General features: G+C 39.9%; 24 protein-coding genes. 8 read left to right on the forward strand and 16 right to left on the reverse strand.

Features of this window, described 5'->3' with window-relative positions; translation table 11 throughout:
* The 13 genes from NSQ23_RS12880 to NSQ23_RS12940 all read right to left on the reverse strand — a co-directional run bounded on the left by NSQ23_RS12880 (position 1) and on the right by NSQ23_RS12940 (position 4,415).
* Positions 1 to 480, reverse strand: coding sequence for a dUTP diphosphatase (locus NSQ23_RS12880; protein WP_339171132.1), 480 nt, complete (start codon positions 478 to 480; stop codon positions 1 to 3).
* Positions 480 to 644: a hypothetical protein gene (locus NSQ23_RS12885; protein WP_167333786.1), complete on the reverse strand. Its 165-nt coding sequence runs from the start codon at positions 642 to 644 to the stop codon at positions 480 to 482. Before NSQ23_RS12885 ends, NSQ23_RS12880 begins: the two co-directional genes overlap by 1 nt.
* Complete coding sequence (locus NSQ23_RS12890; protein ID WP_009362109.1) at positions 641 to 763, reverse strand: hypothetical protein; 123 nt, start codon at positions 761 to 763, stop codon at positions 641 to 643. The genes NSQ23_RS12885 and NSQ23_RS12890 overlap by 4 nt, the downstream gene beginning before the upstream one ends.
* Positions 738 to 908 carry a Fur-regulated basic protein FbpA gene (locus tag NSQ23_RS12895; protein ID WP_339171138.1) on the reverse strand — a complete coding sequence of 57 codons (171 nt, stop codon included), beginning with the start codon at positions 906 to 908 and terminating at the stop codon, positions 738 to 740. Before NSQ23_RS12895 ends, NSQ23_RS12890 begins: the two co-directional genes overlap by 26 nt.
* On the reverse strand, positions 905 to 1,105 hold the full coding sequence (locus NSQ23_RS12900; protein WP_339171140.1) for a hypothetical protein: 201 nt from the start codon (positions 1,103 to 1,105) through the stop codon (positions 905 to 907). Before NSQ23_RS12900 ends, NSQ23_RS12895 begins: the two co-directional genes overlap by 4 nt.
* Before the next feature lie 9 nt (positions 1,106 to 1,114).
* Positions 1,115 to 2,110, reverse strand: a complete 996-nt coding sequence (locus NSQ23_RS12905) for a DnaD domain protein (RefSeq protein ID WP_339171142.1) — start codon at positions 2,108 to 2,110, stop codon at positions 1,115 to 1,117.
* Positions 2,111 to 2,161: 51 nt separating this feature from the next.
* A complete protein-coding gene (locus tag NSQ23_RS12910) occupies positions 2,162 to 2,326 on the reverse strand; it encodes a hypothetical protein (RefSeq protein ID WP_339171145.1) in 165 nt (54 codons plus the stop codon).
* 49 nt (positions 2,327 to 2,375) lie between these two features.
* Positions 2,376 to 2,708 carry a zinc-finger domain-containing protein gene (locus NSQ23_RS12915; protein ID WP_019417151.1) on the reverse strand — a complete coding sequence of 111 codons (333 nt, stop codon included), beginning with the start codon at positions 2,706 to 2,708 and terminating at the stop codon, positions 2,376 to 2,378.
* Positions 2,709 to 2,712: 4 nt separating this feature from the next.
* Positions 2,713 to 2,967, reverse strand: a complete 255-nt coding sequence (locus NSQ23_RS12920) for a hypothetical protein (RefSeq protein WP_088223504.1) — start codon at positions 2,965 to 2,967, stop codon at positions 2,713 to 2,715.
* A gap of 273 nt (positions 2,968 to 3,240) precedes the next feature.
* Entirely contained in the window at positions 3,241 to 3,411 is a 171-nt protein-coding gene (locus NSQ23_RS12925) for a hypothetical protein (RefSeq protein ID WP_339171151.1), read from the reverse strand.
* 13 nt (positions 3,412 to 3,424) lie between these two features.
* Complete coding sequence (locus NSQ23_RS12930) at positions 3,425 to 3,649, reverse strand: hypothetical protein (RefSeq protein WP_339171153.1); 225 nt, start codon at positions 3,647 to 3,649, stop codon at positions 3,425 to 3,427.
* A 13-nt stretch (positions 3,650 to 3,662) separates the two neighbouring features.
* A complete protein-coding gene (locus NSQ23_RS12935) occupies positions 3,663 to 4,184 on the reverse strand; it encodes an XRE family transcriptional regulator (RefSeq protein ID WP_339171156.1) in 522 nt (173 codons plus the stop codon).
* 54 nt (positions 4,185 to 4,238) lie between these two features.
* The gene (locus NSQ23_RS12940; protein WP_339171159.1) at positions 4,239 to 4,415 is read right to left on the reverse strand and encodes a hypothetical protein; all 177 of its coding nucleotides are present in this window, start codon (positions 4,413 to 4,415) and stop codon (positions 4,239 to 4,241) included.
* 130 nt (positions 4,416 to 4,545) lie between these two features.
* Here NSQ23_RS12940 and NSQ23_RS12945 point away from each other — a divergent pair, with 130 nt between their 5' ends.
* Complete coding sequence (locus NSQ23_RS12945) at positions 4,546 to 4,728, forward strand: hypothetical protein (RefSeq protein WP_339171162.1); 183 nt, start codon at positions 4,546 to 4,548, stop codon at positions 4,726 to 4,728.
* Between the two features lie 38 nt (positions 4,729 to 4,766).
* Here the strand turns inward: NSQ23_RS12945 and NSQ23_RS12950 are convergent, their stop codons facing one another.
* Together NSQ23_RS12950 and NSQ23_RS12955 are read right to left on the reverse strand one after the other, a co-directional pair.
* The gene (locus NSQ23_RS12950; protein ID WP_339171165.1) at positions 4,767 to 5,006 is read right to left on the reverse strand and encodes a hypothetical protein; all 240 of its coding nucleotides are present in this window, start codon (positions 5,004 to 5,006) and stop codon (positions 4,767 to 4,769) included.
* A gap of 52 nt (positions 5,007 to 5,058) precedes the next feature.
* Positions 5,059 to 5,304, reverse strand: a complete 246-nt coding sequence (locus NSQ23_RS12955) for a helix-turn-helix transcriptional regulator (RefSeq protein WP_019417157.1) — start codon at positions 5,302 to 5,304, stop codon at positions 5,059 to 5,061.
* 173 nt (positions 5,305 to 5,477) lie between these two features.
* Between NSQ23_RS12955 and NSQ23_RS12960 the strand changes: the two genes are divergently transcribed.
* The 7 genes from NSQ23_RS12960 (at position 5,478) to NSQ23_RS12990 (ending at position 11,099) form a co-directional block, all read left to right on the forward strand.
* Positions 5,478 to 5,894 (forward strand): helix-turn-helix domain-containing protein, encoded by a 417-nt coding sequence (locus tag NSQ23_RS12960; RefSeq protein WP_339171168.1) that lies wholly within the window; start codon positions 5,478 to 5,480, stop codon positions 5,892 to 5,894.
* Between the two features lie 29 nt (positions 5,895 to 5,923).
* Entirely contained in the window at positions 5,924 to 6,478 is a 555-nt protein-coding gene (locus NSQ23_RS12965; protein WP_339171170.1) for an HIRAN domain-containing protein, read from the forward strand.
* Between the two features lie 202 nt (positions 6,479 to 6,680).
* Positions 6,681 to 7,154, forward strand: a complete 474-nt coding sequence (locus tag NSQ23_RS12970; RefSeq protein ID WP_339171172.1) for a DEAD/DEAH box helicase family protein — start codon at positions 6,681 to 6,683, stop codon at positions 7,152 to 7,154.
* On the forward strand, positions 7,151 to 8,560 hold the full coding sequence (locus NSQ23_RS12975; RefSeq protein WP_339171173.1) for a helicase-related protein: 1,410 nt from the start codon (positions 7,151 to 7,153) through the stop codon (positions 8,558 to 8,560). Before NSQ23_RS12970 ends, NSQ23_RS12975 begins: the two co-directional genes overlap by 4 nt.
* Before the next feature lie 14 nt (positions 8,561 to 8,574).
* Positions 8,575 to 8,910, forward strand: a complete 336-nt coding sequence (locus NSQ23_RS12980; RefSeq protein WP_339171175.1) for a hypothetical protein — start codon at positions 8,575 to 8,577, stop codon at positions 8,908 to 8,910.
* 94 nt (positions 8,911 to 9,004) lie between these two features.
* On the forward strand, positions 9,005 to 9,484 hold the full coding sequence (locus NSQ23_RS12985) for an ImmA/IrrE family metallo-endopeptidase (protein ID WP_339171177.1): 480 nt from the start codon (positions 9,005 to 9,007) through the stop codon (positions 9,482 to 9,484).
* 61 nt (positions 9,485 to 9,545) lie between these two features.
* Positions 9,546 to 11,099: a recombinase family protein gene (locus NSQ23_RS12990; RefSeq protein WP_339171180.1), complete on the forward strand. Its 1,554-nt coding sequence runs from the start codon at positions 9,546 to 9,548 to the stop codon at positions 11,097 to 11,099.
* Here NSQ23_RS12990 and yhbH read toward each other — a convergent pair.
* Positions 11,096 to 12,265 (reverse strand): sporulation protein YhbH, encoded by a 1,170-nt coding sequence (gene yhbH / locus NSQ23_RS12995; RefSeq protein ID WP_339171182.1) that lies wholly within the window; start codon positions 12,263 to 12,265, stop codon positions 11,096 to 11,098. The genes NSQ23_RS12990 and yhbH overlap by 4 nt on opposite strands.
* Between the last annotated feature and the right edge of the window lie 12 nt (positions 12,266 to 12,277).

A 12,277-nucleotide genomic window follows, 5' to 3' on the forward strand; every position in this document is an offset into this window, starting at 1 on the left:
TCAATACCCACTTTCTTGGCGGTGATGGTTGACTGCATTTTTACGCATATATGCTTCTTCAACCTCATTCCAAGTGAAGCCGAGCGTTTCCATCAATCCGACGTAGAGATTGAACGTCCATTCCCATTGCTCTTTAATGTTCGCTAGTCTTGCTTGATCGTATAACGCTAGGAATTGTGCATCGAGCGATGATTTGGCAATTGGAATAATTTTGATCGACGTTTGGACGTTAATCTCATTGCCAATTGACAAGAGAAAATGCAATACATCCGCGCCTTCTTCAAGAATTTTCTCACGTGATGAAGGTCCTTTGTTGCTCCAAAATTTAAAGCATCGGGTTTCGTTTGCCAGCTCCCCTATCTCTACGAGTAAAGCCAGCAACTTGGAATAAATTCTTCTGTCACCAGGTTGCCTTGGATGCTGCTTCTCAATCCTCTCATCCAGTTCCCGCTGCATCTCAAAAAGCTTGGATAAATCCATTATTTCGCTCCCCTTTTCTTTCTGTTTTGTGGCCAACGCCAGTCAATTGCTCGGCGGTTATCTTCGTCGTAATATTTTTTGCGCGGACGATTCCGGTACGCTTCAAGCTCTTCTGGCGTTAGGTAACTGACGACAACTGGGCCATGTAGCGACTTACGACTCATCGCAAATCCTCCAATCGTTTTTGTATCTCTTTTAGCGCCATTTGTTTATATCGAATCGGACAATGTTCATATCGCACGATAACGTATAATTGTCTAAGTGTTGCTTTTGACCAGTTCATTACGTTCTCCCTCCACTCGCTCGTATTCCCGTTGAATTTCTTCGATCGTCAGTTTTGATATCGCTCGCCCGTCAGCTGCAACGAAAACGCCCTTTCGCCGTAGACGCTGAATCAATACATGTTTGAGTAAAAGCAACTGCTTCACCTCCGAAAAAAGTGATCAAGTTTTGACAGCGAGTATGGTTTGCCGTTGATTTCAAGCGAAACAAGATGTTCTCTAGTAATCTCGTATCGCTCTAACACGTCACGTAACGCTGCTTCGGATTGAATGCTTCCAGTGAAACCAACAATTCTCCCAACGTCGTTTCTATACTCTAAGCGAATCCAAATCGGGTACGGCATGGCGTTCACCTAGTCATCATTGCGATATTTTTTCAGTCGCTCTTCTAACTCACGCCGTTTGCGTTCGAGCGCTTCTTGATCCGTCTCGGCTTTTTGTTCATATTGCGAATAATCGGTGTTAAGCCAGTCTGGAATAACTTCCGTTCGAACGGCTTTTTTTCCATTCGTGCCAGCACCATTTCGTTTCTTTGCTTGCTGCTCTTTAAATGCTTTTTGCGCTGCATGCACTTGTTCGACGGTTTGATATCCCTTGTCTGCCCAGTCGCGCAAAATGGTTTCAACGTACTTCCATGTCTTGACGCCATTTTCTACTGCAATTTTCATCGCTTCTAAAACTAGCGCTTCGGATGTGTCGTCGATCCATGTTGAGATTTTTTCGCTTATGTAGCTTCCGATTGCGCCAAAGCCGTTTTGTTCAAAAAAGGTAAACGGATTCTCTTCGCGCACGCGCTCGTCTTCTTCTACTTCTTCTTTTTTCTCTGTAGTAATCTCTGTAGTATTCTCTGGTATTGGTCTGTTCAAATTGAGCGCCTCGTCTGTCCAATTTGAACAGATGGACTGTTCATTTTGACCAGATGGACTGTCGATTTCGTCAGTCGTCTGTTTATTTTGAGCAGTCGATGTGTCATTTTGAACAGTCGTTTGTTCAGCTTGAACACTCACTTCATAGACTGGATTTTCTAATTGCGCCAATTTGTCATAGTCGATCCGATACCATTTCGTTTTGTCGATCTTGGAGCGATTGAAATTGCCTGCAATAATGAGCCCTTGCTTTTCAAGTTTTGTAATAATGCGACGAATCGTGCTTTCCGACCAGAATGGAAATTGTTCTTGCCATTCCTCGTATGTGTTATATACCCACCTATGCCCTTCATGAATGTGATTACTGCGCTCAAGCCAGTAGTGCAACTGTTGTAACACGATGCTTTCATTTAAGCCGATCGTAGCCGCGAGTGACGGTAAAATCACTAACGGCTCTTCATCCATTAAAAGTCTTGTCGCCATGTATATCCCCTTCCTCTCTTGCTTTCCGCACTCCGTTTTGGCATAATAATCCTAGAAGTCTGAAATAAAAACCTGTATATCACCTTTTCCTATTTGCTCGGCTATTTCTAACGCGATTTGACGGCACTCGGACACAGTGAGCGCGTGAATGAGTGCCGTATGGATCGTTTCGAAATAGCCGTTCTTCTTTGCCGCGAATTCTACTTCAAATAGCATATTTACACGCATGAAGCATACAATGTATTGATGCTTCGTAACCTCCCTCCTAGCAAGGTAAAACATTCTTTTTCTCAAGCTGGCGCAACTTTGAATACACAGATAATTCACTTCGTTCCAAGCGTGCAGCAAGCTCTGGAACATCGAAAATATCTTTATGTTGCCATAGGTAAAACTCTTCCTCTTCGGTCCATTTCCCTCTTTTTATGCGAGGGCTTTCTTTCGATAACAACACAGATAGCTGTTGCATTTGCTTGCCGATCGGGCAACTGATTACACATGTGCTTTGTGTACTACTATGCCGTTCTTTACATCCTGCACACTGTGTATCTAGCAATTTCAAAATTTGTAGCCGAATTTGCTTTTTCTCTTCCCTTGTCACACCATCACCCCAGCAATCTTGACACAAAGTCGATTTGGATGCCGCGGTTTTTCATGTCAGCGACAACTTCAAAAAGCTGTGCGCGACGTAATTTCTTTTGTTCGATTGCTTGCAGTTCGTCTAATAAAAAGCGTAGCTCCGACATTTCAATTTTCGCCGTTTCATAGTCGCGGTTTTGAAGAGATTCTTGTATGTACTCGACGCACCGCGATGCTTTTTGTAACAAATCCACTTCTTGCAAAAAGAGCGTATCGTGCATAATCTTTTCCTCCTCCAAATGAATTTCTAGACGTCTTCGCAATGACCATATGCATGTATTCTGGCGCGGCTCCCCTTTCCAGGATCGTCGCCCGCTCTCGCTCGGTCTAGTGTGCATACGCACCGATTGAAGTACAAGCTCGTGGGCTGGGGGACACACCCACTTTCAAGATGGGAGATATCTTTTGCTTGTACTCCAATCGGCAAGCATGCGCTTGCCCTTCCTTTCGCGAATCGTTTATGCTAGAATATGATTAAATCAAAGGTTGATTATTTATTGAGCGATGGCTAGTGTTGGCGCACTGGCCATTTTTCGTTTGTACCACTCTTGTTTTGCTGTAAGTTCTAACGCTAGTAGCAACGCTGGGTCATTACGCAATTCTGCGCATAACTTTTTTACTTCGCTTGCTTTCATTAAACGGCTTGCTGTAAAACAAAAACTCATTGTTCCTTCCCCCTTAAATTAATTCTTTTACCGATCGACATTTGTATTGCTCGACGTATTCTTGATGATAGTACGCTTTCACAAGAACATTGATTGCATCGACATACGCTTTGCATGCTTTGTAACTTGGGCAATCAGAAAGTTTTTTGTATCCTCCTTTTCCGTCTCTCCATTCTTCACGCAACCACTCCAATTCGGCTGCCAAAAACGTTTTTAATCTATCAATCGCATGATCCATTTTGCTTCCTCCCTTATCTCTTAATAAAACCTTTTGTTTGCAACTTTGTACGATGCTTTTGCCACATCTTTAACCAAGAAAAGCCATAATCAACACATATCACCGCAACGTATTGCGTAAGCGCTACAATTGCATCAATCGCTTGTAAAATCGCTTCTTCGAGGTGTTGTTTATCGTACTCCCTAATCGTTCGAGGATGGTTCGCTACACATACACTTTCAATCGCTTGCAACGCTTCGGTTAGTTCCTCTTTCGTTTTCATTGCGACACTCGCACGATGAAGATCGACCACCTCACCGTCCAGCTTGACTGGACCCCAGCCGGTGTACTCCGCTGCCGCTTCCAACGCCACCCACGGATTGTTATGTTTTTCGGTGAAATATTTCGATATGTTCGGCTGTACCCGATACCGTCCGTTTTCTTGCTGGGAAACTGCTTCGCGAGATTCATAGATTTCAAACGAAAGTTGTTGTTGCGTCATCCCTGTCGCCTGCCGCGCCGCTTTCACCGCATCGGCCGCTCTACCACGTTTCATTGTTTGTTCTCCCCCTTCTACCATTTACCGCTAAAAATTCATGTTATGTTATGATTAAGAGCTTGGCTCTTTTGGAACATAGCAGTCCATCACCGCTTTCGCGATTTGCTTCAAAATCGGATTGCCTTTTTCCCATTCTTTCTGAAACCATTCTTTTCGTTCGTCAGCACTCATAAGTACTAACGGGGAGTGAATAATAACAGTGGTGTTGCCGTATTTGAATTCCTTCATGCCCGCATTCCCCCTTTGTTCATGTGTATGCGGGTCATGGGAATGAATTGTTGACATTTCTTTCACCCCGAATCTTGTAGGATTTTCCTCCTTCTTGTCGAATGAATACGGCAGGAAGGAGGTGATTACATTGCATAAAACTGATATTGAGCGAAAAATGGATGAGTCGTTGGATCGCTTTACGAAAGAAATCAACTTTATCCTAGAAACTTCTGACTTTACGGAGAGTCAAAAAGAAAACTTGCTCTTGATGATGAAACATGTATTTTATACGTTCAATGATTTTAAAAACGTAATTAAAAGGTTAGGGTAACATGACTAGCTGGAAGTCGAATTTTATTCATTCGGCTTCTAGCGCGTCATAGGCGCTTCGTTCATTTCTCGTATGAACATGTCGTACACATAATCCCATACCACTTCATGCACAAGGTTACGAGCCCATTTCGCTTCATGTGATTGACGGCGAACAAAGTCGAGCGCTTCTCTATAGGTGACAAAACTGCTTCTCACTTCTTCAAACTTAGATATAGCTACACGCTCGAACATTTGTTGTAACTCATCAATGATATTTTGGGGTGCTTCATATTTCATACATCACTCACCTCCTTTCATGTCATGGGATTGAGTTGTCAAGTAATACTTGCTACACCGATGGTATACTACGTAACTTTTGGTTGCTATCAACTTCAAAAAAAATTGTCCAACTCACTCCGAGGACAGGAGCAATCTTTTTAGCAACATCTACGGAAGGTCTTCGATCGCCGTTTTCAATCATTCCGTAGTATTGTCGCGTAATACTTAACCCAGATAGTTCTACAACTTGTTCTTGGGTTAAATTTTTACTTTCTCTTGCTTGCACAAGGATTTTTCTAAGTTGCTCTTTAGTCATAAAAATTCACCTCCCAGCAACCAAAAGTTGCTTTGTTATCTTTAATTATACGCAACTAAAAGTTACTGTCAATACATAATAGCAATTTTTTGTTACCTTTAATCAATTTTTGTTTATAGCAACATTATGTTGCCTTATAATAAAAAACAGATGCATAAGAAAGGGGATTCTGCATGTTCCCTGTTAGACTCAAAGCACTAAGAATGCAAAAGAAACTAACACACCAAGATATGGCTGAATTTTTAGGGATAACTCGCCAAGGATATTCGAAGTACGAAAACGGTCAAAGTCAACCGGACATTGATACTATCAATAAGTTAGCGCAGTTTTTCAACGTCACCACCGATTACCTACTCGGTCGCACGAATGATCCGAATCCGCCAGGGAGCGACAGCGACAATGAGGAATTAGGCACGCTGGCGAAGATTAATCAGCTCATCAAAGAATATGGAATCGAGCAGATGGGATTCTTTGATATTGAGAAGTGGAAACAGCTTTCTGAAGATGAAATTGAAGAGATCGTGAAGCATTTTGAATGGGTAGTACATAAAGCTACGCAAAAGAATAAGTCGTCAAGAAAAGACACCTAGAAGTAAATAAACGAGGTGTCTTTTTTATTTTGCAGGAGGGGATAACCATAGAAAGAATCATTAACACAAAAATTGTAGGTGTTACACGAAAAAACGAAGATGGTACATCACGACAAGAACTAATCGCTGAATGCTATGAGGGTGAAGAATTATTTTTGGAAAGAGAACCTGATAACGAACATGACCCAAACGCTATTTCAGTATGGAATGAATACGGAGAACAGCTGGGCTATATAAATAAAGACTTAGCATCTAAACTAGCTCCTCAAATGGATAAAGGGATGCGTGTTGCATGTTTTGTGACAGCTGTAACTGGTGGAGACGATAAGTCTTATGGGTGTAATATTAAACTTGTTTTAAATCCTGAAGAAACAGATAATATAGCCACAAAAAAGAACACACATATTAATTCGGTTTATTCTATCACTAAAGAACAGACACCAGATGTTAAAAATACTGTTAATGAAAAAGATGTGAAAAAAACAAAAAAAGCGAAGGATAAAAAAACGTTCAGTTGTTTAGGATGTGGATGTTTGGTATTTATCATCATAGTGATTATTGCAATAATTAACATTATTTTTTAATGAAGTTAAATTTGTCGGGGAAAGAAATCGATGAATCAAGCACTTTGAGTGGGTTGTTCATAAGACAAAAGAAAAGAATAAAAAACACAACAAAGAGTAATCCCCTAAAGTAATCATCGTTTTTAGGTGGTTTTTATATTGTACAAAAATTATCATACAGATGTTTTAGGTGGTCATTTACTGCAGGGAGGGATTATTAATCATGGGGACTTTTAACAAAGATTACTTTTTAACTGCTAATGCTAACATTTTAGAGAATGATGAAGGATTAAGAAAAGTGCAGAAGGATGCATATATTGAAATTTGCAACCATTTTTTATTGAAAAAGTCTAAAAATCATGCTGTTGCCATTTTACCAACTGGTTCCGGTAAAACAGGAGTAATGGCAATTGCACCTTTTGGAATTGCCAATGGTCGAGTTTTAATTATTACACCCCAACTAGTTATCAAAGATCATGTACTCGATTCTCTTGATCCTACAAATCCAAAAAACTTTTGGTTAAGACATAATATCTTTAAGGATTTTAACGAGTTACCGCAGGTAGTTGAATATGATAAAGATACACTTTTTGAAGAATTAGAAAAAAGTAATATTATCATTTTAAATATACATAAACTAAGCGCAAAATCCCGAAATTCTCTTCTAAAAAAGTTGAAAGAGACTTTTTCGATATGATTATTATAGATGAAGCCCATCATTCACCAGCACAAACCTGGCAAGACGCCTTAGAATACTTTAGTGATGCAAAAGTATTAAAGGTAACAGGAACTCCGTTTAGAACAGACCGAAAGAAGATCGAAGGAGAAGTCGTGATTAATTACAGGCTTGGTAAGGCTATGAAAGATGGGATTGTAAAATCATTAAAAAACTTCATTCTTAAACCAGAAAAAGTGTATCTAACAATAGGTAATGATAGATCAAGAAAATACACAATAAAAGAAATTGAAGCAATGAAGCTTAAAGACAAAGATTTTGTAAGCAGAAGTGTAGCATATTCTCCTGAATGTAATAAACACATTGTGGAAGCAAGTATAGATGAACTGAACAAACGTCGTGCGGGGAGTTCTGTTCCTCACAAAATTATTGCTGTATGTTGTAGTATTAAACATGCTAAAGATGTAAAAAAACTATATGAAGAAATGAGTTTGAGAGTGGCAATCGTTCACAGTGACTTGCCAAAAAAAGAAAAAATTGAAGAACTAAGAAAAATTGAGAGTCATCAAGTTGATGTGGTTATACATGTTGCGATGTTGGGTGAAGGATATGATCACCCGTACTTATCTGTAGCTGCTATTTTCAGACCGTTTCGTAGCTTAGCACCCTATTCTCAATTTATTGGGAGAATTCTTAGAAGGATTCCTGATGAAGAAATCAGTAATCATTTGGATAATATAGGTGTGGTTATAGCCCATAGGGATTTAGGACTTGATGAGCTTTGGAAAGAATATAAGCAAGAACAGGAATATTGTGATGTCTTAAGAGCTGTTGAAAAAGCAGAAAACGACGAGAAAAAATTATTGAAAAAAATCGGAAACCCTAAAAATTCCGAGATTGGCTCTGTTATTGTTGAAGGAGACCTGCAGACAGAAGAAGAATATTATGAATATACAGAGGCAGCCAAAGCTTATGAAGCATACGAAAAAGATATAGAAGAAAAGGCAAAACAATTAAAACAAATTTTCCCTGATAAAAATGAAGAGGATTTAAAACAACTAGCAAGACAACAAACTAAACCAACTGTAATAAATCCGTTATTGAAAAATCCTAAAAAATACCGTATGCTTTTGAGAAAAGAGTTCTGGGAAAAAGTACAGTATGATATCCCTGCTACATTAATTACGGAATTAAAACTTAAAAAGGAAGGTAGAGAGTTAGCAAATCTTCCTTTAAAAAGAGATATGCGTTGGGTATTAAAGGACGGAGATAATGCAGCAATCATTGCGAAATATATGAACTGCGTTCTGGTTTCTAAATATGGTCCAAGGGAAAAATGGACAATTGATGACTACAATAACGCTAATAGCGAATTAAATGAATTCGTGACTCATTTGAAAAAAATGATTAAATCGATTCTTAACTAAAGGGGTGTATTAAATTGTTAAATCAATTACGTAAACAATTGTGGGAAGCCATGTATCTTAACCCTGTCTGGCCTCATGAATTATTAGAAAACGCTAAAGATCCTGAATACCAAAACATTTCTTTTAAGCCGTTGGATACTGGATTTGAAGTTGAGCTATTATTTACAGATGAAGGACAATTGGTGAAAGCTGTTTACCTTTTTGACTCAAACGATTATTTGCAACGGGCAGTAATGTATGAAAATGAACACGAAAGCGTTATTTATGATCGTAATCAATTGGTGGCTAATATAATGAGTGAAATTCTTGAATTAACTGGCGTTAAGCAATCAAATAAAATTATTGCATAAAATAAATTATTACTAAAAGCCCATATTTGGGCTTTTTCTTTTTCTTGTCAAAACAAACATTTGTTCTTATAATCTCCTCTAGGGAGGGGATTTTATGCAATTATGTCATTACTACACAACAGCGCTTGAAGATTGGGCAACAAACTTATACCAACGTCTCGGCATCTTCCATCCTTCACACATTGATATTGAATACATAGCGCGACAGATGAATATTTTCTTACGTGAAAAGCCGTTTCCGTCTACACATCAAGTTTTCGGGCGATTCCGCTGCATCGTTGTCGATTCCCGATTGTCGGAAGAAGAGAAGCGCGAGGCTTTCTTTCATGAGTTATGCCATATTCTGCGCCATGTCGGTGTGCAAAGCATGATGCCAGAGGCGTTCCGAGAACTGCAAGAACGTGATGCGAAGCTTTTTACGAAATACGCAGCTATTCCATATCACATGCTTGATTTCATCGATTGGAATGAGCGATACATAATCGAGCAAATGGCCAACATGTTTAAGGTGACACCAAAGTTATGCGAAGAACGTTTAACACAAATTCAAAATCGCATATTCGTTTATCAATAACATACATGATGTATTTGTATATGTGTACGGTTGGTTTTACAATAGTGTAGAGGTGATTTTTATGTACAGACCAACCAACCTCGATGTCTTTATTTATCTTCGTAAAAGCCGCAAAGATATTGAGGAAGAAAAAAAGGCAGCCGAAACAGGCGCATCATATGACACGCTACAACGCCATCGTGACACCCTACTTGCTGTTGTAAAGAGAGAAAACCACAACATCATCGACATCTTTGAAGAAGTCGTTTCTGGGGAGTCGATTGCTGAGCGACCGGAAATTCAAAAGTTGCTCCGGGAAGTCGAATCGGGCGTTGCCGATGCCGTGCTTGTGATGGACATTGACCGTCTTGGCCGCGGTGATATGTTAGATCAAGGTATCCTAGACAGGGCTTTTCGTTACTCCGGAACAAAAATCATCACACCTACAGAGGTTTATGATCCAGAAAGCGAAACATGGGAGCTTGTATTTGGAATTAAATCTCTTGTCGCACGCGAGGAGCTCAAAACAATCACGAAACGCATGCAACGTGGTCGTCGTGATTCCGCAGCTGAAGGAAAATCTATTTCAAAAAAGCCGCCATATGGCTATCTTCGTGATGAAAATCTCAAGCTATACCCCGATCCAGAAACGGCATGGGTAGTCGTGAAAATATTCGAAATGATGCGAGATGGTCATGGACGCCAAGCGATTGCTGCCGAGTTGGACAAACTTGGTGTAAAGCCGCCTGATGAAAAACGAGAATTTTGGTCTCCTTCGAGCATCACAGCAATCATAAAGAATGAAGTCTACATGGGACACATCATTTGGGGTAAGGTAAAGTACATCAAACAAAACGGAAAGTATAAACGCAAAAAGATGCCACCAGAACGCTGGTATGTGAAAGAAAATGCTCATGATCCGCTCGTATCAAAAGAATTGTGGGAGGCTGCGAATAAAGCCCATACAGCCCGTTGGCGACCGTCTACGGTTGAAAGTAAGGTATTATCTAATCCTCTCGCTGGACTGCTTAAATGCGAGGTTTGTGGCTACACGATGTGGTATCAGCCGAAAAAGGATCGCCCTAACAGTATGATTCGCTGTGCTAATCCGAAATGCAAAGGCGTTCAGAAAGGCGCTTTGCTCCCTCTTGTCGAAGAACGCATATTGCAATCGCTGACTGAATTTGTTGATCAGTTCGAAGTACAAGAACAAATGCTTGGGAAGACAGAAAAACAATCTGTTATCCCCCTTAGACAAAAAGCACTTGAGAAAAAAGAAAAAGAGCTGAGAGAACTGAATGTGCAGAAAAATAACCTTCACGATTTCTTAGAAAGAGGAATTTACACAATTGAAGTGTTCCTGGAACGGCAACAAAATATCGTAGCGCGCATGAAACAAACACAAGAGGAAATCGAGCAGCTGAAACAGGAAATTGAAAAAGAACAGCTTAAAGAGAAAAACATGAATGAATATGTGCCAACTGTCAAAAAAGTGTTAGAAGCATACCGACAGACCGATGACATTGAAAAGAAAAATCGCCTTCTCAAGTCGGTACTTGAGAAAGCGACATATTTGCGGAAACCAGAATGGACGAAAAAAGATCAATTCACAATACAAATTTATCCTAAAATTTAACGCGAGGCAACCGCCTCCTTTTTTTCTGATGCGAAGAAATGTTTCAACGCATTGAGTACATCGCTCTTTTGCTTTAAAATATAGTAATTAAAGCGCTCGTCTTTGATGTTTTGATACGCCCTCATAAGTGTAGAGGGTGTACGATTGTACTGATTCACTTCTCCATATCCAAACATATTCGATACTTTCATTAATTCTTGCACAAGCTTGACACAGCGGGCGTTATCGGACGTTAAATTATCGCCATCGGAAAAATGGAACGGATAAATATTGTATTTTGTCGGCGAGTATTTTGTTTCAATGACTTCAAGTGCCTTTCGATACGCTGATGAACATATCGTCCCGCCACTTTCCCCTTTTGTAAAAAATTCTTCTTCCGTTACAATTTTCGCTTCAGTATGATGCGCGATAAAAACAATATCGACCGTTTCGTATTTCGTCCGTAAAAATCGCGTCATCCAAAAGAAGAAGCTTCTAGCCATATACTTTTCCCATACGCCCATTGATCCGCTCGTGTCCATCATTGCGATGACAACCGCTTTCGAATCCGGCTTAATGACTTCATTCCACGTTTTAAATTTTAAATCTTCGGGATAAATTGGATAAAAACTCGGATTGCCACTTAATGCATTTCGTTTAAACGCAGCCATCATTGTTTTTTTCTTGTCGATGTTCCCCATCAATCCCGTTCGGCGAATATCGTTAAACTCAATATGTTGCACAACATGATCAGCGTGTTGTTTTTTCCTTAAGTCTGGAAGTTCTAATTGACTGAATAACGCTTCTTCAAGTTCCATTAGAGATACTTCTGCTTCATAATAATCTTGCCCTGCCAAATCACCTGCCCCTTGCCCTTTTCCGGGTCCTTTTTGACCGTCACCAGAACCGTCGCGCGCAATAACATCACCAACTTGACTGTCCCCATCGCCTTGGCCGACGTGCTTATTTTTGTCATAGTTGTAACGAATTTTATATTCATCTAACGAACGAATCGGAATCTTAATGACATCGCGACCGTTGGACATAATGATGCTTTCTTCTGTAATTAAGTCACCGAGATTATTTTTAATTGCCTCTTTCACTTTTTCTTCGTGCCGTTTTTGATCATCGTGGCCTTTTCGATGGAGGGACCAATCTTCCTTTGACACAATGAAGTTTCTACTCATTTTTTCCCCTCC

Origin of the sequence: Anoxybacillus sp. FSL W8-1294 (genome assembly GCF_037965005.1) — a bacterium.
In the GTDB taxonomy this organism is placed as follows: domain Bacteria; phylum Bacillota; class Bacilli; order Bacillales; family Anoxybacillaceae; genus Anoxybacillus; species Anoxybacillus flavithermus_G.

What these genes read in the sequence shown, in the direction of transcription:
- NSQ23_RS12905 (WP_339171142.1), bottom strand. Translation starts at nt 2,110, where the DNA reads ATGGCGACAAGACTTTTAATGGATGAAGAGCCGTTAGTGATTTTACCG.
- NSQ23_RS12900 (WP_339171140.1), bottom strand. Translation starts at nt 1,105, where the DNA reads ATGCCGTACCCGATTTGGATTCGCTTAGAGTATAGAAACGACGTTGGG.
- NSQ23_RS12910 (WP_339171145.1), bottom strand. Translation starts at nt 2,326, where the DNA reads ATGCTATTTGAAGTAGAATTCGCGGCAAAGAAGAACGGCTATTTCGAA.
- NSQ23_RS12920 (WP_088223504.1), bottom strand. Translation starts at nt 2,967, where the DNA reads ATGCACGATACGCTCTTTTTGCAAGAAGTGGATTTGTTACAAAAAGCA.
- NSQ23_RS12925 (WP_339171151.1), bottom strand. Translation starts at nt 3,411, where the DNA reads ATGAGTTTTTGTTTTACAGCAAGCCGTTTAATGAAAGCAAGCGAAGTA.
- NSQ23_RS12880 (WP_339171132.1), bottom strand. Translation starts at nt 480, where the DNA reads ATGGATTTATCCAAGCTTTTTGAGATGCAGCGGGAACTGGATGAGAGG.
- NSQ23_RS12940 (WP_339171159.1), bottom strand. Translation starts at nt 4,415, where the DNA reads ATGAAGGAATTCAAATACGGCAACACCACTGTTATTATTCACTCCCCG.
- NSQ23_RS12890 (WP_009362109.1), bottom strand. Translation starts at nt 763, where the DNA reads ATGAACTGGTCAAAAGCAACACTTAGACAATTATACGTTATCGTGCGA.
- NSQ23_RS12955 (WP_019417157.1), bottom strand. Translation starts at nt 5,304, where the DNA reads ATGACTAAAGAGCAACTTAGAAAAATCCTTGTGCAAGCAAGAGAAAGT.
- NSQ23_RS12970 (WP_339171172.1), top strand. Translation starts at nt 6,681, where the DNA reads ATGGGGACTTTTAACAAAGATTACTTTTTAACTGCTAATGCTAACATT.
- NSQ23_RS12935 (WP_339171156.1), bottom strand. Translation starts at nt 4,184, where the DNA reads ATGAAACGTGGTAGAGCGGCCGATGCGGTGAAAGCGGCGCGGCAGGCG.
- NSQ23_RS12930 (WP_339171153.1), bottom strand. Translation starts at nt 3,649, where the DNA reads ATGGATCATGCGATTGATAGATTAAAAACGTTTTTGGCAGCCGAATTG.
- yhbH (WP_339171182.1), bottom strand. Translation starts at nt 12,265, where the DNA reads ATGAGTAGAAACTTCATTGTGTCAAAGGAAGATTGGTCCCTCCATCGA.
- NSQ23_RS12985 (WP_339171177.1), top strand. Translation starts at nt 9,005, where the DNA reads ATGCAATTATGTCATTACTACACAACAGCGCTTGAAGATTGGGCAACA.
- NSQ23_RS12885 (WP_167333786.1), bottom strand. Translation starts at nt 644, where the DNA reads ATGAGTCGTAAGTCGCTACATGGCCCAGTTGTCGTCAGTTACCTAACG.
- NSQ23_RS12950 (WP_339171165.1), bottom strand. Translation starts at nt 5,006, where the DNA reads ATGAAATATGAAGCACCCCAAAATATCATTGATGAGTTACAACAAATG.
- NSQ23_RS12960 (WP_339171168.1), top strand. Translation starts at nt 5,478, where the DNA reads ATGTTCCCTGTTAGACTCAAAGCACTAAGAATGCAAAAGAAACTAACA.
- NSQ23_RS12975 (WP_339171173.1), top strand. Translation starts at nt 7,151, where the DNA reads ATGATTATTATAGATGAAGCCCATCATTCACCAGCACAAACCTGGCAA.
- NSQ23_RS12990 (WP_339171180.1), top strand. Translation starts at nt 9,546, where the DNA reads ATGTACAGACCAACCAACCTCGATGTCTTTATTTATCTTCGTAAAAGC.